At 54.4% G+C, this 18,882-nt stretch carries 18 protein-coding genes; 10 read left to right on the top strand and 8 right to left on the bottom strand.

All coding sequences use genetic code 11. The annotated features are described in order from the left end of the window. The first annotated feature begins 3 nt into the window (after positions 1 to 3). The 5 genes from hycE to hycI are packed head-to-tail and all read left to right on the top strand — an operon-like array spanning position 4 to position 3,902. On the top strand, positions 4 to 1,713 hold the full coding sequence (hycE, locus tag HV243_RS05450) for a formate hydrogenlyase subunit HycE (protein ID WP_016154186.1): 1,710 nt from the start codon (positions 4 to 6) through the stop codon (positions 1,711 to 1,713). Positions 1,714 to 1,722: 9 nt separating this feature from the next. Further along, a complete protein-coding gene (hycF, locus tag HV243_RS05455) occupies positions 1,723 to 2,265 on the top strand; it encodes a formate hydrogenlyase subunit HycF (RefSeq protein WP_016154185.1) in 543 nt (180 codons plus the stop codon). Further along, entirely contained in the window at positions 2,265 to 3,032 is a 768-nt protein-coding gene (hycG, locus tag HV243_RS05460) for a formate hydrogenlyase subunit HycG (RefSeq protein ID WP_003037388.1), read from the top strand. Before hycF ends, hycG begins: the two co-directional genes overlap by 1 nt. After that, a complete protein-coding gene (locus HV243_RS05465; RefSeq protein ID WP_053389523.1) occupies positions 3,029 to 3,439 on the top strand; it encodes a formate hydrogenlyase maturation HycH family protein in 411 nt (136 codons plus the stop codon). The genes hycG and HV243_RS05465 overlap by 4 nt, the downstream gene beginning before the upstream one ends. Continuing rightward, positions 3,432 to 3,902 (top strand): hydrogenase maturation peptidase HycI, encoded by a 471-nt coding sequence (gene hycI, locus HV243_RS05470; protein WP_053389524.1) that lies wholly within the window; start codon positions 3,432 to 3,434, stop codon positions 3,900 to 3,902. Before HV243_RS05465 ends, hycI begins: the two co-directional genes overlap by 8 nt. 74 nt (positions 3,903 to 3,976) lie before the next feature. On the opposite strand, the gene HV243_RS05475 is transcribed toward hycI, so the two are convergent. Then, positions 3,977 to 4,216 carry a SymE family type I addiction module toxin gene (locus HV243_RS05475; RefSeq protein ID WP_016154182.1) on the bottom strand — a complete coding sequence of 80 codons (240 nt, stop codon included), beginning with the start codon at positions 4,214 to 4,216 and terminating at the stop codon, positions 3,977 to 3,979. Positions 4,217 to 4,487: 271 nt separating this feature from the next. Between HV243_RS05475 and HV243_RS05480 the strand changes: the two genes are divergently transcribed. Further along, a complete protein-coding gene (locus HV243_RS05480; RefSeq protein ID WP_053389525.1) occupies positions 4,488 to 4,952 on the top strand; it encodes an OB-fold putative lipoprotein in 465 nt (154 codons plus the stop codon). Between the two features lie 83 nt (positions 4,953 to 5,035). On the opposite strand, the gene HV243_RS05485 is transcribed toward HV243_RS05480, so the two are convergent. Together HV243_RS05485 and ascF are read right to left on the bottom strand one after the other, a co-directional pair. Further along, entirely contained in the window at positions 5,036 to 6,460 is a 1,425-nt protein-coding gene (locus HV243_RS05485; RefSeq protein ID WP_053389526.1) for a 6-phospho-beta-glucosidase, read from the bottom strand. Between the two features lie 22 nt (positions 6,461 to 6,482). After that, a complete protein-coding gene (gene ascF, locus HV243_RS05490; RefSeq protein ID WP_053389527.1) occupies positions 6,483 to 7,937 on the bottom strand; it encodes a PTS cellobiose/arbutin/salicin transporter subunit IIBC in 1,455 nt (484 codons plus the stop codon). 264 nt (positions 7,938 to 8,201) lie between these two features. On the opposite strand from ascF, the gene HV243_RS05495 reads away from it, so the two are divergent. The 3 genes from HV243_RS05495 (at position 8,202) to hypF (ending at position 12,241) form a co-directional block, all read left to right on the top strand. Then, positions 8,202 to 9,215, top strand: coding sequence for a LacI family DNA-binding transcriptional regulator (locus HV243_RS05495; protein WP_053389528.1), 1,014 nt, complete (start codon positions 8,202 to 8,204; stop codon positions 9,213 to 9,215). Positions 9,216 to 9,360: 145 nt separating this feature from the next. After that, positions 9,361 to 9,906: an electron transport protein HydN gene (gene hydN / locus HV243_RS05500; RefSeq protein ID WP_003037366.1), complete on the top strand. Its 546-nt coding sequence runs from the start codon at positions 9,361 to 9,363 to the stop codon at positions 9,904 to 9,906. A gap of 94 nt (positions 9,907 to 10,000) precedes the next feature. Then, on the top strand, positions 10,001 to 12,241 hold the full coding sequence (hypF, locus tag HV243_RS05505; RefSeq protein WP_053389529.1) for a carbamoyltransferase HypF: 2,241 nt from the start codon (positions 10,001 to 10,003) through the stop codon (positions 12,239 to 12,241). A gap of 110 nt (positions 12,242 to 12,351) precedes the next feature. On the opposite strand, the gene norW is transcribed toward hypF, so the two are convergent. Then, positions 12,352 to 13,485: an NADH:flavorubredoxin reductase NorW gene (gene norW, locus HV243_RS05510; protein WP_181603937.1), complete on the bottom strand. Its 1,134-nt coding sequence runs from the start codon at positions 13,483 to 13,485 to the stop codon at positions 12,352 to 12,354. Then, positions 13,482 to 14,930 carry an anaerobic nitric oxide reductase flavorubredoxin gene (gene norV, locus HV243_RS05515; RefSeq protein ID WP_053389531.1) on the bottom strand — a complete coding sequence of 483 codons (1,449 nt, stop codon included), beginning with the start codon at positions 14,928 to 14,930 and terminating at the stop codon, positions 13,482 to 13,484. The genes norW and norV overlap by 4 nt, the downstream gene beginning before the upstream one ends. 190 nt (positions 14,931 to 15,120) lie before the next feature. Between norV and norR the strand changes: the two genes are divergently transcribed. After that, positions 15,121 to 16,638 carry a nitric oxide reductase transcriptional regulator NorR gene (norR, locus tag HV243_RS05520; RefSeq protein WP_053389532.1) on the top strand — a complete coding sequence of 506 codons (1,518 nt, stop codon included), beginning with the start codon at positions 15,121 to 15,123 and terminating at the stop codon, positions 16,636 to 16,638. Here norR and gutQ read toward each other — a convergent pair. From gutQ to gutM, 3 genes are all read right to left on the bottom strand, one after another. Next, on the bottom strand, positions 16,635 to 17,600 hold the full coding sequence (gene gutQ / locus HV243_RS05525) for an arabinose-5-phosphate isomerase GutQ (protein WP_053389533.1): 966 nt from the start codon (positions 17,598 to 17,600) through the stop codon (positions 16,635 to 16,637). The genes norR and gutQ overlap by 4 nt on opposite strands. Then, positions 17,593 to 18,366: a DNA-binding transcriptional repressor gene (locus HV243_RS05530; RefSeq protein WP_003037350.1), complete on the bottom strand. Its 774-nt coding sequence runs from the start codon at positions 18,364 to 18,366 to the stop codon at positions 17,593 to 17,595. The genes gutQ and HV243_RS05530 overlap by 8 nt, the downstream gene beginning before the upstream one ends. A gap of 70 nt (positions 18,367 to 18,436) precedes the next feature. After that, positions 18,437 to 18,796, bottom strand: a complete 360-nt coding sequence (gene gutM / locus HV243_RS05535; RefSeq protein ID WP_016154172.1) for a transcriptional regulator GutM — start codon at positions 18,794 to 18,796, stop codon at positions 18,437 to 18,439. Between the last annotated feature and the right edge of the window lie 86 nt (positions 18,797 to 18,882).

Consider the following 18,882-nt stretch of genomic DNA (forward strand, 5'->3'; position numbering starts at 1 on the left):
AGCATGTCTGAAGAAAAATTAGGTCAACAATATCTCGCGGCGCTGCACCAGGCCTTCCCGGGCGTCGTGCTGGATGAAGCCTGGCAGACCAAAGATCAACTGACGATCACTGTCAAGGTGAACTACCTGCCGGAAGTGGTGGAGTTCCTGTACTACAAACAGGGCGGCTGGTTGTCCGTGCTGTTTGGTAACGACGAACGTCAGCTGTGCGGTCATTATGCCGTTTACTACGTGCTGTCGATGGAGCAGGGAACCAAGTGCTGGATTACCGTGCGCGTTGAGGTCGATGCCAATAAGCTGGAGTTCCCGTCCGTCACGCCGCGCGTGCCTGCTGCGGTCTGGGGCGAGCGCGAAGTGCGCGATATGTACGGTTTGATCCCGGTTGGTTTGCCCGATGAGCGTCGTCTGGTACTGCCGGATGACTGGCCGGACGAACTCTACCCGCTGCGTAAAGACAGCATGGATTATCGCCAGCGCCCCGCGCCGACTACCGATGCTGAAACCTACGAGTTCATCAACGAACTGGGAGACAAGAAAAATAATGTAGTGCCGATTGGCCCATTGCACGTCACCTCTGATGAACCCGGTCACTTCCGTCTGTTTGTTGACGGCGAGAACATCATCGACGCCGACTACCGTCTGTTCTATGTCCACCGCGGCATGGAGAAGCTGGCGGAAACCCGCATGGGTTACAACGAAGTGACCTTCTTGTCCGACCGCGTGTGCGGCATTTGCGGCTTTGCGCACAGCACCGCCTATACCACCTCCGTCGAGAACGCGATGGGCATCGTCGTGCCGGAACGTGCGCAGATGATCCGCGCCATTCTGCTGGAAGTTGAACGCCTGCACTCGCACCTGCTGAACCTCGGCCTGGCCTGTCACTTTACCGGTTTTGACTCCGGCTTTATGCAGTTCTTCCGCGTGCGTGAAACTTCCATGAAGATGGCGGAGATCCTCACCGGGGCACGTAAAACTTACGGTCTGAACCTGATCGGCGGTATTCGTCGTGATCTGCTGAAAGAGGATATGATCCAGACCCGTCAACTGGCGCAGCAGATGCGTCGTGACGTGCAGGAACTGGTCGATATGCTGCTCAGCACGCCGAACATGGAACAGCGTACCGTAGGTATTGGTCGTCTGGATCCGGAAATTGCCCGTGACTTCAGTAACGTCGGCCCGATGGTGCGCGCCAGCGGCCATGCGCGTGACACCCGCGCCGATCACCCGTTTGTGGGCTATGGTCTGCTGCCGATGGAAGTTCACAGTGAGCAGGGTTGCGACGTTATTTCTCGTCTGAAAGTCCGTATCAATGAAGTCTACACCGCACTGAATATGATCGACTTTGGTCTGGACAACCTGCCAGGCGGCCCGCTGGCTGTGGAAGGTTTTACCTACATTCCACACCGCTTTGCGCTGGGCTTTGCTGAAGCGCCGCGCGGGGATGACATCCACTGGAGTATGACTGGCGACAACCAGAAACTGTATCGCTGGCGCTGTCGCGCGGCGACTTACGCCAACTGGCCGACGCTGCGCTACATGCTGCGTGGCAACACCGTTTCCGATGCCCCGCTGATTATCGGTAGCCTCGATCCTTGCTATTCCTGTACCGACCGTATGACTGTGGTCGATGTGCGTAAGAAGAAGAGCAAAGTCGTGCCGTACAAAGAACTTGAGCGCTACAGCATCGAGCGTAAAAACTCGCCGCTGAAATAAGGAATCGCCATGTTTACCTTTATCAAAAAAGTCATCAAAACCGGGGCGCCGACATCGTCGTATCCGCTGGAGCCGATTGCGGTCGATAAAAACTTCCGTGGCAAACCGGAACACAATCCGCAGCAGTGCATTGGCTGTGCGGCCTGTGTGAATGCGTGCCCGTCGAACGCGCTGACGGTAGAAACCGATCTGGTCACCCATGAGCTGGCGTGGCAGTTCAATCTCGGCCGTTGCATCTTCTGCGCCCGCTGCGAAGAAGTCTGCCCGACGGCGGCAATCAAGCTGTCGCAGGAGTATGAACTGGCGGTGTGGAAGAAAGAGGATTTCCTGCAGCAGTCCCGCTTTGCGCTGTGTAATTGCCGCGTATGTAACCGCCCGTTTGCGGTACAAAAAGAGATTGATTACGCCATTGCGCTGCTTAAGCACAACGGTGACAGCCGTGCGGAAAACCACCGTGAAAGCTTTGAGACCTGCCCGGATTGTAAGCGCCAGAAATGCCTGGTGCCGTCTGACCGTATTGAACTGACTCGCCATATGAAAGAGGCCAGCTGATGAGCAATTTATTAGGCCCACGTGACGCCAACGGTATTCCGGTACCGATGACGGTGGATGAATCCATTGCCAGCATGAAAGCGTCGCTGCTTAAAAGCATCAAGCGTTCAGCGTACGTTTACCGTGTGGACTGCGGCGGCTGCAACGGCTGTGAAATCGAAATCTTCGCTACGCTTTCTCCGCTGTTTGATGCCGAACGTTTTGGTATCAAAGTTGTACCATCACCGCGCCATGCGGATATCCTGCTGTTTACCGGCGCGGTAACGCGTGCCATGCGCTCTCCGGCGCTGCGCGCCTGGCAGTCTGCGCCAGATCCGAAAATTTGTATCTCTTACGGTGCCTGCGGTAACAGCGGCGGTATCTTCCACGACTTATACTGCGTATGGGGCGGCACGGATAAAATCGTACCGGTGGATGTGTATATTCCTGGCTGTCCGCCAACGCCTGCGGCTACGCTGTACGGTTTTGCAATGGCGCTGGGTCTGCTGGAACAAAAAATTCACGCGCGTGCGCCAGGTGAACTGGACGAACAACCGGCTGAAATTCTGCATCCGGACATGGTTCAGCCGCTGCGCGTGAAGGTGGATCGTGAAGCACGCCGTCTGGCGGGCTACCGCTACGGTCGCCAGATTGCTGATGACTATATGACACAGTTAGGGCAGGGCGAGCATCAGGTGGCGCGCTGGCTGGAAGCGGAAAACGATCCGCGTCTGACCGAGATCGTCACGCATCTTAATCATGTTGTCGAAGAGGCGCGTATCCGATGAGTGAAACGGTGGTGTTCAGTCAACTGAGCCGTAAGTTTATTGATGAGAACGATGCAACGCCCGCTGAGGCGCAGCAGGTTGTCTATTACAGCCTGGCGATTGGTCACCACCTTGGGATCATCGATTGCCTGGAAGCGGCGTTAACCTGTCCGTGGGATGAATATCTGGCGTGGATTGCCACGCTTGCCGAAGGCAGTGAAGCACGCCGGAAAATGGAAGGCGTGCCGAAGTACGGCGAGATCATCATCGATTTCAACCATGTGCAGATGCTGGCGCGCGCGTTCGATGATGCGCGTGCCGTGCAGACCCCGCAGCAGCAGGAGTGGAGCAAGCTGATGCTTAGCATGCTTCACGATATCCACCAGGAAAGCGCCATCTATCTGATGGTGAGGAGACATCGTGACTGACGTTTTATTATGTGTGGGTAACAGCATGATGGGCGATGACGGCGCGGGGCCGCTGTTGGCCGAAATGTGTGATGCAAATCCTCAAGGTCAATGGGTTGTCATCGACGGCGGAAGCGCGCCGGAAAACGACATCGTCGCCATCCGTGAGTTGCGCCCGCAGCGTCTGTTGATTGTGGATGCCACCGATATGGGGCTAAATCCTGGTGAAATCCGCATTATCGATCCTGATGATATTGCCGAGATGTTCATGATGACCACCCACAACATGCCGCTGAACTACCTGGTCGATCAGCTGAAAGACGACGTTGGCGAGGTGATTTTCCTTGGCATTCAGCCGGATATTGTCGGTTTTTACTACCCGATGACACAGCCGATCAAAGATGCGGTAGATACCGTCTATCAGCGATTAGCCGGGTGGGAAGGACACGGTGGGTTCGCTGAATTAGAGGCACCGGAAGCCTGAGCCTGAGGGCACTGAATACCGGATGGTGTGTCGCATTACCACCATCCGGATAACGTCGAGACCCTCGAAACAGACTATTCACCCGCTTGTTCAATAATTAATTTCCCCTGCGTAACCGATACTTTTACTGACGTGCCCGTTGGGAACCCCGCCTGTTCCAGCCAGTCTCCGTTCATCGTAAGTGAAGCATGACGGCTTATACGTCGTGTAAAACCGGTCTTGCGATCTTCATGCCGTACTCTGACATAGCTGACTTTAAAATGACGTAATGGCTTGTTGATAACCGCTTCGGCATTACCATTTTTACCAGACATAAACACTCCCTTGTTACAAATAAAGCGATGGAAAACTACTGAATAAAATGCCAGTAAAAAGGCGGGAGGGCAAACCCGAAACTGGAAGGCAGATCCAGAAAATAGAATGCAAATAATGAAAAAGATGAGAAGTTGATAATAGCTGGGGGGGAATATTCTCTTCTTTTACTAATACGGGAGTTATATTATATTTCGGCGTTGTTCAGGGAGCTTATATACTCGAATTATTTAGAATTTGAATATATGGGGAATTAATATACAGGAGTTATTTATGCGTTCAGGTATTCGTTTGGTAAATTTAATTATTATTTCCTCTCTTCTTAGCGGGTGCGAGACGGCGGCTGACGCGTTCTTCTCTGCGGGAGACCGATTATTTCAACCGGGGGAGTCATCAACTGCGTCAATGCCAACCTTGTCCGTCGCTGATTTTGTCGCGCCCTATACCTTAAATCCTGTTAAAGCCAATAAGGACTATCTTGGTGAATGGGTGAAGCTGCGGGGCGTGGTCATTGATATTCGTAAGGTTAATGGTATTTCCAATGCTTATTCTTATCTTGTCAGCCTGAAAGACGAAAATAATAAAACGAACAACGTGATTCAGTTCCAGTTTGGTTCCCATAATAGTACGAATGTTGAGTCATTACAGATTGGCCGGAGCGCGACAATTATTGGTCAGGTCCACGCGTTGGGCGAAGCGCCTTTGCCGCTGCTGCAAAATCCTAAAGTTGTACAATAAAAATGATAACAGACAGCGGGTATATATATTCTGAATAATACGTGTTGCCGGATGGCGGCGTCATCCGTTATCCGGCAACATTGTTATTCCAGATCGGTCCCGTTGCTCGCAATCACTTTCTTATACCACCAGAACGATTTTTTGCGTTTACGCGCTAACGTGCCGTTGCCCGCGTCATCGCGGTCCACATACACAAAACCGTAGCGTTTGCTCATCTCACCGGTTGAGGCTGAAACCAGATCGATACAGCCCCAGGTGGTGTAGCCCAGCAGCGGCACGCCATCCTCAATAGCATCTGCCATAGCGCGAATGTGCTCGCGTAAATAGCTAATGCGATAGTCGTCATTGATTTCGCCGTTAGCATCGATCTCATCTTTCGCCCCCAGCCCGTTTTCCACCAGAAACAACGGCTTCTGGTAGCGGTCATACATCATATTCATGGTGATGCGCAGGCCGAGCGGATCGATACCCCAGCCCCATTCGCTGGCGGCAATGTACGGATTACGCAGCGACTTCACCACGTTAGCGGCGCTGGTATTGCCAGTATTCATTTCAGCGGAGGCGCAGCGCGATGCGTAATAGCTAAACGAGACGAAATCGACGGTGTTTTTCAGGATATCGTCATCTCCCGCCGCTTTTTCTATCACCACGCCTTTTTCGCGAAACACACGGGCAGAGTAAGCGGGGTAAGCCCCGCGCGCCTGCACATCAATAAAGAACAGGTTTTCGCGGTCTTTTTCCAGCGCGGTCCACACATCTTCCGGTTTACAGGAATAAGGATAAAAATTACCGCCCGCCAGCATACAGCCGACCTGGTTTTGCGGATTAATTTCATGGGCAATTTTAGTTGCCAGGGCGCTGGCAATCAGTTCGTGGTGGGCGGACTGATATTTCACCTGATCCTGATTCTCACCTTCTTCAAATACCAGTCCGGCGCCAGAAAAAGGGCTGTGCAGCATAATGTTGATTTCGTTGAACGTTAGCCAGTACTTCACCAGACCGTCAAAGGCCTCGAAGCAGGTACGGGCATAGCGGGTAAAGAACTCCACCATTTTGCGGTTACGCCAGGAGCCATACTCGCTGACCAGATGCATCGGCACATCGAAGTGACACAGCGTAACTAACGGCTCAATACCGTATTTTTTACACTCGGCAAACACGGCCCGGTAAAACGCGATACCCTCTTCATTAGGCGTCAGCTCGTCGCCTTTGGGGTAGAGACGGCTCCAGGCAATGGAAGTACGAAAAACCGTAAACCCCATTTCCGCCATCAGCGCGATATCTTCTTTATAGCGATGATAAAAGTCGATTGCCTGATGGCTGGGATAAAGTTCGTCATCCCGCAGCGTAAAGCGTTTTTCCTGACCCAGTTTGACGGCCATGCGGTTTGTGCCGTGGGGGATCATATCGACGGTGGTCAGCCCTTTGCCGCCTTCCCGGTATGCCCCTTCAGACTGGTTGGCGGCCAGTGCGCCGCCCCATAAAAATCCTTGCGGAAAAACAGACATAGTTAACCTCAGTTCATACCAGTCAAATGCTGGCTCTATTGATATTGCCTGGTTGCGCGGCCTGGTTTTTTCTGGCCTGCGCGGCTGCATCTTCGACAGGAATATCTTCAAAGCCGAGGAGCAGTGTTAATACAAAGGAAAGCACGACCGCCAGCGCCATCACGCCAAACACCCAAACGATGGTCATCGGATTGGCTGGATCGAAAAACTGTACGCTGGTGAACAAGCCTGGAGCCGCCATGGAGTGGCTCGCCAGTCCGGCCATTCCGGCAACGGCACCGCAGATAAAGCCGCTGATAAGACTCGCAATCAGTGGGCGTTTCAGGCGGATCGCCACGCCATACAGCGCGGGTTCGGAAATGCCTGCCATGATGGCCGAGGCGGCTGCCGCTAACGCCGTCTGACGCAGTTCCGGGTTTTTGGTTTTCCATGCCACTGCCAGCGATGAACCGCCCAGCGACAAATTGGCGCCAATTTCTGACGGCATCACCATGCCTTCTTTTCCGGTTTCGGCAATGGTCTGAATAATGGTTGGCGTGAAGACGCGGTGCATACCGGTCATCACCAGCAACGGCCACAATGCGCCCATAATGGCCACCGACAGCCAGCCGAGATAGCCGTGAATGGTATAAACCAACGCAGAAATTGCACTACCGATCCAGATACCGATCGGGCCAATGATGACGATGGCGAGTGGGGCGGCGATCAGCACGATTAGCATCGGTTTAAGGAAGTTTTTGGTTACCGCCGGAGTGATGCGATCGACCCAGCGTTCGATGTAGGACAGACACCAGGTCATGACCAGCGCCGGGATCACCGTGTAGGTGTATTTCACCGCCGTCACCGGGATCAGGGCAAACTCAACGTGCTCACCCTGCGCGGCCTTCGCCATCAGTTCGATGAAGCTGGGATGCACCAGTACGCCTGCGATGGCGATTGCCAGCGACATGTTGGTTTTGAATTTTATGGCTGCTGAGGCGGCGACCATCAGTGGCAGGAAGAAGAAGGCGCCGTCGCCGATTACGGTCAGAATAGTGAGCGTGGACGATCCTTTCACCAGCACGCCGGTCATTTCGAGGATCATTGCCAGCAGCTTGAGCATTGATCCGCCGATAATAGCCGGGATCAACGGGGACATTGTGCCGATCAGCGCGTCGAGGATCCCAGCGCCAATCCGCTTCAGCGTCAGCCGAGGTTTGGTTTGCGGCTCTGCAGGTTGCATATTGGTAGGTAACAGGTTGACTACCTCGCGATACGCCTGCGAAACGGTGTTGCCGATGATCACCTGGCACTGGTTATCGCTGCGCACCACGCCGAGCACGCCAGGGAGCGTCTTCAGCGTCGTGCTGTCGACCTGCGAGTCATCTTTGATAACGAAACGCAAACGGGTCATACAGTGGGTCACTGCTGTGATGTTGTCCACGCCTCCCAGAGCCGTCACAACCGAGCGCGCCAGCGCTGCATAATTTTTGGACATCGGATTTAATCCTGTTTTATCAGTAGAGTACGTTATGTTTTATCCGTTTACGTTGGTCGCTTTTCTGGGTTGATGAAACGCAGATAGGAAACCGGTTCCACAAAATCATGTTTAAATTACACGTAATGTGCAAGGTTTAATTTTGATCATTTTTTATAATTGTGACTCCGATCACCAGATGTCAGCGTTTGCAATTGAGCAGCAAGGACAGCGGCGAAACGGTGCAGTACACTGCGTCACATTGAGAGAAAAGGGATGAGTAATATGACCACGATGCTGGAGGTGGCGAAGCGTGCCGGGGTGTCAAAAGCGACGGTTTCCCGGGTGCTTTCCGGGAATGGCTATGTCAGCCAGGAAACCAAAGACCGCGTGTTTCAGGCCATTGAAGAGAGTGGTTACCGCCCTAACTTGCTGGCACGCAGTCTGGCAGCGAAAACCACGCAGACGCTGGGTCTGGTGGTAACTAACACCCTTTATCACGGCGTCTATTTCAGCGAACTGCTGTTTCATACCGCGCGGATGGCGGAAGATAAGGGACGCCAGTTGTTGCTGGCTGACGGTAAGCACAGCGCAGAGGAAGAGCGTCAGGCGATCCAGTACCTGCTCGACCTGCGCTGTGACGCGATTATGATCTATCCGCGTTTTCTTAGCGTGGATGAGATAGACGATATCATCGACGCCCACGCCCAGCCGATTATGGTGCTTAATCGGCGGCTGCGGAAAAATACCAGCCACTGCGTGTGGTGCGATCAAAAGCAAACCAGTTTTAACGCCGTTACTCAACTCATTGCCAGCGGGCACAAAGAGATTGGATTTATTACCGGCTCGATGGATTCGCCTACCGGCGTGGAGCGACTTTCAGGCTATAAAGACGCGCTGGCACATCATGGCATTCCGCTTAATAATGATTTGATTGTTAAAGGGAAATGGACGCCAGCCTGCGGCGCAGCGGGGGTCGATACTTTGCTTTCGCGTCAGGTCAATTTTACCGCGCTGGTGGCCAGCAATGATGATATGGCGATCGGTGCGATGAAGCAGTTGCACGCGCATGGCGTGAGCGTCCCTGCTCAGGTGTCGGTGATTGGCTTCGATGATATCGCTATCGCGCCATACACTATTCCGGCGCTTTCCAGCGTCAAAATCCCGGTAACGGAAATGATTCAGGAAACGATAGGCCGCCTGATCTTTATGCTGGATGACGGGGCGTTTACGCCGCCAAAAACCTTCACCGGTGAACTCATTCAACGCGACTCTGTTGCGCCGCTCGTTTTGCGCTGACGGCTGTCATTTGTCATCGTCACTAGTGACGATGACACGGCTTCTCTGCATTCATCAAAATAAAAAACCTTTAATAACAGTCAATTAAATTCTGGCACGATTTATGAATGCTTCGGCAGATAATCTGTCATTGCTGGAGAAATTGATGAACCGTTTCATCATTGCAGACGCCAATAAATGCATTGGTTGCCGTACCTGTGAAGTGGCCTGCGTGGTATCCCATCAGGATAACCAGGACTGCGCATCGCTGACCCCTGAAACCTTTTTACCCCGCATTCACGTCATCAAAGGCGTTAATGTCTCCACGGCGACGCTGTGTCGCCAGTGTGAAGACGCGCCGTGCGCTAACGTCTGTCCGAACGGTGCAATCAGCCGTGATAAAGGCTTTGTTCACGTGATGCAGGAGCGCTGTATTGGGTGTAAAACCTGCGTTGTGGCTTGCCCTTATGGCGCAATGGAAGTGGTCGTGCGTCCGGTTGTTCGTAACAGCGGGGCAGGTCTGAACGTCCGGGCAGAAAAAGCCGAAGCCAATAAGTGCGACCTGTGCCACCATCGTGAGGCCGGTCCTGCCTGTATGGAAGTCTGCCCGACTCACGCGCTGATTTATGTGGATCGCAATAAGCTTGAGCAACTAAGCGCTGAAAAACGCCGTCGCGCGGCGCTGGATTCCACGGCATCTTTGCTGTTCTGATATCTGAAAATCCGCGTAAAATACGTGCCGGATAAGGCGAAGCCGCCATCCGGCAAACGGACATTTCAGGGATACAATACCGCGGGAATTCATCATGACAATAAACAACCACTCCGGCGTACAGCTGCGTATTCGCGGTAAGGTACAGGGCGTCGGATTTCGCCCCTACGTCTGGCAACTGGCGCAGCGGTTACAGCTACATGGCGATGTGTGTAACGACGGTGACGGTGTGGTTGTGCGTATACAGGAAGATCCGGCAGAGTTTATTGCGCAATTGCATCAACACTGCCCGCCGCTGGCGCGCATTGACAGCGTTGAGAGCGAACCGTTCGCCTGGACGCAGCCGCCTGCCGATTTCTCGATTCGGCAAAGTGCTGGCGGAACGATGAATACGCAAATCGTTCCGGATGCCGCGACCTGTCCAGAATGTCTGGTTGAAATGAACACCCCCGGCGAACGCCGCTATCGTTATCCCTTTATCAACTGCACCCACTGTGGCCCGCGGTTTACGATTATCCGCGCCATGCCTTACGATCGCCCGTTTACCGTGATGGCGTCATTCCCACTCTGTGCGCAATGCGATAAAGAGTATCGTGATCCATACGACCGTCGCTTCCATGCCCAGCCCGTTGCCTGTCCGGCATGCGGTCCCCACCTCGAATGGTTTAGCGCGGGTGAGCGGGCGGAGAAAGAAGAGGCGTTGCAGGCGGCAGTATCGCGCCTGAAAGCGGGCGGTATTGTGGCCGTTAAAGGGATTGGTGGGTTTCATCTGGTGTGCGATGCACGAAATGATGACGCCGTAGCGCTGCTCAGGCTGCGCAAACACCGTCCAGCAAAACCTCTGGCAGTGATGCTGCCCGGTGATGACGGACTGCCTGAACCCGCTCGTCGTTTGCTGACAACCCCAGCCGCGCCGATTGTGTTGGTGCAGAAACGCTATGTCGCAGCATTGAGCGAGGGCATTGCGCCAGGGTTAACGGAAGTGGGCGTCATGCTGCCAGCGAATCCGTTGCAGCATTTGCTCTTACAAGAGATGAATTGTCCGTTGGTAATGACCTCCGGCAATCTCAGCGGCAGACCGCCCGCTATTACCAACGCGCAGGCGCTGGAAGATTTACACGAAATTGCCGATGGTTTCCTGCTGCATAACCGCGAAATTGTGCAGCGGATGGATGACTCTGTGGTACGCGACAGTGGGGAGATGCTGCGTCGTTCACGGGGTTACGTGCCGGATGCGGTGGCGCTGCCGCCAGGATTTCACGACGTGCCGCCGATGCTTTGCCTGGGCGCAGATCTGAAAAATACCTTCTGCCTGGTGCGTGGTGAACAGGCGGTTATCAGCCAGCATTTGGGCGATCTCAGCGATGACGGCATTCAGCAGCAGTGGCGTGATGCGCTGCGCCTGATCCAGAACATTTATGACTTTACGCCGCAGCGTATCGTGCATGATGCACACCCTGGTTATGTTTCCAGCCAGTGGGCCAGCGAAATGAATCTGCCAACCGAAACGGTGCTGCATCACCATGCGCATGCCGCTGCGTGTCTGGCCGAGCACGGCTGGTCGCTCGATGGTGGTGACGTGATTGCCCTGACGTTAGACGGTATCGGCATGGGGGAAAATGGCGCGCTGTGGGGGGGGGAGTGTTTGCGGGTCAACTATCGTGAATGCGAACACCTTGGCGGCTTGCCAGCGGTAGCGCTGGCGGGGGGCGATCTGGCGGCAAAACAGCCGTGGCGCAATTTGCTCGCGCAGTGCCTGCGTTTTGTTCCTGACTGGCAGCGCTACCCGGAAACATCGGTGCTGCAACATCAAAACTGGAACGTGCTGGCGCGCGCCATTGAGCGGGGGATTAACGCGCCGCTGGCGTCATCGTGCGGACGGCTGTTTGATGCCGTTGCCGCCGCGCTTCAATGTGCGCCGGAATCGCTGAGTTATGAAGGTGAGGCGGCCTGCGCGATGGAGGCGATGGCATCGCAATGTGCTGGCGTTGAGCACCCTGTCACGGTGCCGCTTGATGGCAATCAGCTGGACTTAGCGGTTTTTTGGCAGCAATGGCTGACCTGGCAGGTCAAACCTGCCGAAAGAGCGTGGGCGTTTCACGACGCGCTGGCGCGTGGGTTTGCTACCCTGATGCGTTTGCAGGCCGAAGAGCGGGGGATTAAGACGCTGGTATTCAGCGGAGGTGTGATGCATAACCGCTTATTGTCAGCCCGGCTGGCGTTTTATCTGCATGATTTTACCTTACTGTTCCCGCAGCGTTTACCGGCGGGCGACGGCGGGTTGTCGTTGGGGCAGGGCGTGATTGCCGCGGCGCGGGCGTTGGCGCAAACATAAAAAAAGCCCCGGGACTGGCGGGGCAAGAACTACAGGTCGGGGCATACCGACAAGTGGCAACGCACATCCATGTGCGTGAGGTTAATAAATCAAGCAACGGTATCCTGTACTTACACGGGCAGCGTTTTCAGCAGCGCAAAGGCCTCTTTCATGCGGTCTTCACTGACGACAAAGGCACATAGCTGGCCTGCATCGTTCATCCCTCTGGCCACCATCCCTTGCGCTTTGGCGGCAATATGCCAGTTCAGATCGCGGCGCTGGGTTTCCCCAGCCAGATGCAAGGGTAATTCCGGCGTTTTGACTTTTACCAGCATGGCAGGCAACTTCAATGGCGCATTACCGCCGAGCAGGTTTTTCGCCAGATACATGGCGCTCAGCTGAATCGGTTGCAGGAATGGGAGTACCTGACCGTTAATTTCTGCACAGTCGCCGAGGGCATAAATGTCCGGGTGGCTGGTTTGCAGGTAGCTGTCGACGCAGACGCCACGATTGATGTTCAATCCGGCGCGACGCGCCAGCGCGGTTTCAGGGCGCAGACCCGTAGCGGCGATCACCGCATCGACTTCTACGCTGCGGCTACGATCGAGCGTGGCGCGAATCCCCGACTCCGTTTTCTCCAGCCCTTGAAGCTGCGATTTCAGCAGCAGGTGTACGCCCATATCGGTCAGACGATGCTGTAAGCGACTGCTTACTTCTGGCGGCATCAGCGAAGCCAGAATGCTGGCGGCGTTGTCGATAAGCGTCACCGCTTTACCAGCACGACAAAAATCCATCGCCAGTTCGCTGCCAATCAAGCCGCCGCCGACAATCAGCACCCGTTGGGCGTCACGCAGTTGTGTTTCACAGGCGCGATACTCTTGTTGGCTGTTCAATGTGAACATTAACTCACGTCCGGTAATCGGCGGTACGAAGGCAGATGCTCCCGTCGCCAGCACCAGTTTGTCGTATGGCCACTGTTGCTCCTGGCTTTTCACTACGTGAGCATCGGCATCGATGTCGGTTACCCAGGTGTGCGGAAAGAGGCGCAAATTAAACTGTTCGGCAAACTCCCCCGCCGACTGGCGGGTGAGGTCGTCTGCACGTTGCGACTGACTAATAACATGGCTGAGATCGGGCTTGTTGTACTCATCCATACTGTCTGCAGCAACCAGGGTCAGCGGGACATTTGCATCCTGCTTACGGATATTTTTGACTAACTGGCGGGCGGCGAAGCCTGAACCAATAATGACAATTCCGCGGCTCATTTTGCCTCCGTTGCCAGTACGTCAAAGACGTCTTTACCTAATGAACATTCCGGGCACAGGAAGTTATCCGGAACGTCGCTCCACGGTGTTCCCGGCGCGACATCCTGCAGCGGTTCACCTTTTGCCGGGTCGTAAATCCACTGGCATACGCTGCACTGCATGCTTGGACCAAGATCAGCGGCAACCGCCGCGGCACAGGCGCACTCTTCCTCTTTGGTTGCCGTTTTGACGATTGTTTCCGGCAGCGGAGCAAGCGCCCACTGACGTGCGATTTCACGGCCATGCTGGCGACACAGTTCCAGCGCGTCCAGATCCGGACGCCATTTCGCTTTCAGACTCAGCGACATCTCGAAACCGGCATCCTGCAAGCGTGTGGACAAACGGTCTACCGCGCCGCCGCTCCAGCCGTGTGAACCAAAGGCGCTGGCGCGTTTGTTACGAAAACGCAGGCCGGTCATCTCTTCTACCAGACCAGCGATTTTTGGCATCATTACGTTATTCATCGTTGAAGTACCAACCAGCACGCCTTTAGAGCGGAAGACGTTAGTCAGGACTTCGTTTTTGTCGCTACGGGCGACGTTAAAGATTTTCACCGCCACGTTCGGGTCAACTTCGTTAATGCCCTGGGCAATGGCGTCCGCCATCATGCGGGTGTTGTTGGACATGGTATCGTAGAAAATGGTGATACGGTCTTCCTGATAGTCAGCCGCCCATTTCAGATACATTTCAACGATTTGTGTCGGGTTGTCGCGCCATACCACGCCGTGGGAAGTGGCAATCATATCCACCGGCAGGTTGAAGCCGAGAATCTCAGTGATTTTCGGTGTCACCAGACGGCTGAACGGCGTCAGGATGTTGGCGTAGTAACGCTGGCACTGTTCGAACAGTTCGGTCTGGTCAACTTCGTCGTTAAACAGACGTTCATCACAGTAGTGCTGGCCGAAGGCGTCGTTACTGAACAGCACCGCATCGCCGGTCATGTAGGTCATCATGCTGTCAGGCCAGTGCAGCATCGGTGTTTCAACGAAGATCAGTTGTTTACCGTTGCCAATGTCCAGCGAGTCGCCGGTTTTCACCACGTTGAAGTTCCACTCCGGGTGGTGGTGGTGCCCGTTGATAGAGTCAATAGCGTTGGCTGTGCAGTAAATTGGCGTGTCAGGGATGCAGGACATCAGCTCAGTCAGCGCACCGGCATGGTCCTCTTCCGCGTGGTTAATGATGATGTAGTCGATATCTGCCAGGTCAATTTCACTGCGCAGGTTCTGCACGAATTCACGGCTAAACTTGTGGTCTACTGTATCGATCAGGACATTTTTTTCTTCACGGATGAGATAGCTGTTGTAGCTGCTACCGCGCAGCGTTTTATATTCAGTCCCGTGGAAATCACGAACTTCCCAGTCACGTTGGCCAACCCAATGAATGTTATTTTTAACCAGAATAGACATAGCAACCTCAGTAATTAATTCAGCGTTTTTCTAAAAAAGATGTTTTGCTTATTGCAGGTTGCGTGCCAACTTTTTATTTATTGATTTTAAAGGGGTTGTTTTTTAATGCCTATAAGGTGGTAGTCAAAATGACTATTCATTTTATTGTCAATATGACAATATGAATTGTCAAAATGACAATGAGGTCGTCATGAGTTTTTCCGTAGACGTGCTGGCGGGTATCGCCATTGAATTACAAAGCGGTATTGGACATCAGGACCGTTTTCAACGCCTGATAACCACCTTGCGTCAGGTGCTGGAGTGCGACGCGTCGGCATTGCTGCGCTATGAGTCGCGACAGTTTATTCCGCTGGCGATCGATGGGCTGGCGCAGGACGTTCTCGGCAGGCGCTTTACCCTGGAAGGGCATCCTCGTCTGGAGGCGATTGCCCGCGCCGGGGACGTGGTTCGTTTCCCTGCCGACAGCGATTTGCCAGACCCTTACGATGGGCTTATTCCGGGCCAGGAGAGCCTGAAGGTACACGCCTGCATTGGCTTACCGCTGTTCGCCGGTCAAAATCTGATTGGCGCGTTAACGCTGGATGGCATGGAGCCCGATCAATTCGACGTTTTCAGCGATGAAGAGCTTAGGCTGATTGCCGCGCTGGCGGCGGGCGCGCTGAGCAATGCGCTGCTGATTGAACAACTGGAAAGCCAGAATATGTTGCCGGGCCCGTCGACGGCCTTCGAGCAGGTGACTGAAACCCAAATGATTGGCCTGTCGCCCAATATGCTGCAGTTGAAAAAAGAGATTGAGATTGTGGCGGGATCCGATCTCAACGTACTGATTAGCGGCGAAACGGGGACCGGGAAGGAGCTGGTAGCTAAGGCTATCCATGAAGGTTCGCCGCGCGCGGTGAATCCGCTGGTGTATCTGAACTGCGCGGCGTTGCCGGAAACCGTAGCGGAAAGTGAGCTGTTTGGTCACGTAAAAGGCGCCTTTACCGGGGCTATCAGCAATCGTAGCGGTAAGTTTGAAATGGCTGACAATGGGACGCTGTTTCTCGATGAGATTGGCGAGCTCTCGCTGGCGTTACAGGCTAAGTTGCTACGTGTGTTGCAGTACGGCGATATTCAGCGTGTGGGTGACGATCGCAGCCTGCGCGTGGATGTTCGGGTGCTGGCGGCAACGAACCGTGATTTACGGGAAGAGGTGCTGGCCGGGAATTTCCGTGCGGATTTGTTCCACCGTCTGAGCGTCTTTCCCCTTTCCGTACCGCCCCTTCGTGAACGCGGCGAAGATGTGGTACTGCTGGCCGGTTATTTTTGCGAACAATGTCGGCTGCGGCTGGGACTTTCCCGCGTGGTGTTAAGTCCCGGCGCGCGTAGCCATCTGTTGAATTATGGCTGGCCCGGGAACGTGCGTGAGCTGGAACATGCCATTCACCGGGCGGTTGTTCTGGCAAGGGCCACCAGGGCAGGGGATGAAGTGGTGCTTGAGGCGCAGCATTTTGCCCTGCAGGATGAAACCCCGGCTCCGCAGGCGGAGGTTGTTGCGGAGAGCCCGCTGCATCGCAACCTGCGTGAGGCAACGGAGTCATTCCAGCGGGAGATGATCCGCCGGGCGTTGGCGCAAAATAATCACAGTTGGGCGGCAAGTGCGCGGGTGCTGGAAACAGACGTCGCCAACCTGCACCGGCTGGCGAAACGTCTGGGGCTGAAGGATTAGATAATACCTGCCTGATAGAAATCCTGCAGGTTGATAGCACCGGTGAGTTTACCGTTTTCATCTACCACCGGTGCGGCAGTGATTTTGCGCTTCATCAGGATCTCTTTGGCGTCAATGGCGCGGCTCTGCGCCTGCAGCGTAATGCCATTATGGGTCATTGCTTCGCTAACCTGAGTGGTGAGCGCTCCGCCGCCAACCAGCCAGCGTCGCAGGTCGCCGTCGGTAAAGACGCCTTTCACCAGCGACTCGTCGTCGCAGACTGCTACCAGGCCAAGACCCGTACGGCTTAGTTCCAGCATCGCGTCCATGACGCAGGTGGTGAGCGTCACCTGCGGAATGGCATCGTCACGGCGCATCAGATGATGCACTTTATTTAACAGACGAGCGCCCAGCGCACCCGCCGGATGCGAGCGGGCAAAATCTTCTTCGTTAAAGCCGCGCGCCTGCATCACGGCGATTGCCAACGCGTCGCCCATCATCAGAGTGTTCACGGTACTGGAAGTCGGTGCCAGGCGCATCGGACAGGCTTCGCGCTCAACGGAAATATCCAGCACGGCTTTGGCTGCCAGACCCAGCGGTGAGGTCGGTTTTCCGGTCATTGCCAGCAGAGCGACGGATTTGTCTTCCAGGCGCGGAATGATGAGATCCAGTTCTTTTGCGCCGCCGGAGTAGGAAATAAACAGCATGACATCACGGCTTTCAATCATCCCTAAGTCGCCGTGCAGCGCTTCAGCCGGATGCACAAAAAAAGCGGGCGTGCCGGTACTGGCGAGGGTCGCCGCTATTTTTTTGCCAATATGGCCTGATTTGCCAATCCCGGAGACAATCACTTTGCCTTCGCAGTGGATGATAGTATTGGCGGCGCGGACAAAATCATCGCCCAGTCGTTCAGGCAGTCGGCTGGCTTCCTGTAGCTCCAGCATTAACGTCTGACGGCCCGCGTTCAGTAGTGCATCACTCATTGGTTTCTCCGGTTATGATCACTTCAATCCCTTTTGCTTCCAGCGCCTGACGAAACGCAGGGTCGATACCCGCATCGGTAATCAGCTTGTCGACGCTTTCCAGACTGCACACAACATTGGGGCTTTTGCGCCCAAATTTTGACGAGTCAGCCATCAGAATCACTTCGCGAGCGGCATTGCACATCGCTTTACTGACGCTAAACACCTCATTAAAGGTGGTCACGCCGGCATTGAGGTCAATGCCGTCGGTACCCATGAAGAGTTTATCAAAGCTGAACTGCTCAAAGGCGTTTTCTGCCAGCTGACCGTGAAATGACGCAGATTTTTTGCGAAAGGTCCCGCCGGGCATCAGGATAGTTTGCTCGTTGTCCAGCTCTGAAAGGGCGTTAACAATGTGCAGACTGTTGGTCATGACGGTGATGTTGCTAAAGCGGGTGAGCATCGGCACCATCTGCAATACGGTGCTGCCCGCATCCAGAATAATCGAGTCGCCATCGTGAATAAAACGGACGGCGGCTTCGGCAATCTGCTCTTTTTTATGCGTATTGATTAGCGTTTTGTGATCGATTGGCGGGTCGGATTCGTCTTTATTTAATACCACGCCGCCATAGGTACGAATGACGGTTCCGGCATTCTCCAGAATGACCAGGTCTTTGCGAATGGTCGTACCGGTTGTGTCAAAGTAGTGGGCCAGTTCTTCAACCGAGCATTTTCCCTGCTTTTGCAGGTGCTCCAGTATGGCCGCCTGTCGCTGACGAGGTTTCATAGGCGTGATTACCCTGACTTATTAGGTTGCAAAATGATAATTTCGCAAGCTATTAGCATTCACAACGAAATTACCCATGTTTCAGTTTAAGCGCCAATGATAGTGCATTCTGCGCTAACGGATCATGGGGAAAGATCACATCAGGCTGTAAATCATCAAGATGTTTGCCCATTATCGTGGCAATTTTACCGGGCCTGGCAAATACAGTAAGACCTTTCATAAATAACGAATCGGTAACCCGCTGCTGTTCATCCAGCGCGATGGCGACCACCACGCGGGGTTTAAACCGTCCACCGGAACGACCTACGCCAACCCGACCCCGCTGGCAGAGTTGATCAAACGCCCGGTTAAAGCGGGATATTTGCCAGCCACCGAGCGCCAGTTGCAGGCACCAGGCGATAGCGGCGACGGTAATCAGTGCGGAAACCATAATGTGCTCCTTTGATTTTGCCGGATGGCGGCTGTGCCTTATCCGACCAGGTGTGTGTAGGCCCGGTAAGCGCAGCGCCACCGGGC

This window comes from Citrobacter sp. RHBSTW-00599, assembly GCF_013784065.1.
Taxonomy (GTDB): Bacteria; Pseudomonadota; Gammaproteobacteria; order Enterobacterales; family Enterobacteriaceae; genus Citrobacter; species Citrobacter braakii.

Coding starts and splice junctions, on each gene's coding strand:
- hycE (WP_016154186.1), top strand. CDS start 4: ATGTCTGAAGAAAAATTAGGTCAACAATATCTCGCGGCGCTGCACCAG.
- hycF (WP_016154185.1), top strand. CDS start 1,723: ATGTTTACCTTTATCAAAAAAGTCATCAAAACCGGGGCGCCGACATCG.
- hycG (WP_003037388.1), top strand. CDS start 2,265: ATGAGCAATTTATTAGGCCCACGTGACGCCAACGGTATTCCGGTACCG.
- HV243_RS05465 (WP_053389523.1), top strand. CDS start 3,029: ATGAGTGAAACGGTGGTGTTCAGTCAACTGAGCCGTAAGTTTATTGAT.
- HV243_RS05475 (WP_016154182.1), bottom strand. CDS start 4,216: ATGTCTGGTAAAAATGGTAATGCCGAAGCGGTTATCAACAAGCCATTA.
- HV243_RS05480 (WP_053389525.1), top strand. CDS start 4,488: ATGCGTTCAGGTATTCGTTTGGTAAATTTAATTATTATTTCCTCTCTT.
- HV243_RS05485 (WP_053389526.1), bottom strand. CDS start 6,460: ATGTCTGTTTTTCCGCAAGGATTTTTATGGGGCGGCGCACTGGCCGCC.
- ascF (WP_053389527.1), bottom strand. CDS start 7,937: ATGTCCAAAAATTATGCAGCGCTGGCGCGCTCGGTTGTGACGGCTCTG.
- HV243_RS05495 (WP_053389528.1), top strand. CDS start 8,202: ATGACCACGATGCTGGAGGTGGCGAAGCGTGCCGGGGTGTCAAAAGCG.
- hydN (WP_003037366.1), top strand. CDS start 9,361: ATGAACCGTTTCATCATTGCAGACGCCAATAAATGCATTGGTTGCCGT.
- hypF (WP_053389529.1), top strand. CDS start 10,001: ATGACAATAAACAACCACTCCGGCGTACAGCTGCGTATTCGCGGTAAG.
- norW (WP_181603937.1), bottom strand. CDS start 13,485: ATGAGCCGCGGAATTGTCATTATTGGTTCAGGCTTCGCCGCCCGCCAG.
- norV (WP_053389531.1), bottom strand. CDS start 14,930: ATGTCTATTCTGGTTAAAAATAACATTCATTGGGTTGGCCAACGTGAC.
- norR (WP_053389532.1), top strand. CDS start 15,121: ATGAGTTTTTCCGTAGACGTGCTGGCGGGTATCGCCATTGAATTACAA.
- gutQ (WP_053389533.1), bottom strand. CDS start 17,600: ATGAGTGATGCACTACTGAACGCGGGCCGTCAGACGTTAATGCTGGAG.
- HV243_RS05530 (WP_003037350.1), bottom strand. CDS start 18,366: ATGAAACCTCGTCAGCGACAGGCGGCCATACTGGAGCACCTGCAAAAG.
- gutM (WP_016154172.1), bottom strand. CDS start 18,796: ATGGTTTCCGCACTGATTACCGTCGCCGCTATCGCCTGGTGCCTGCAA.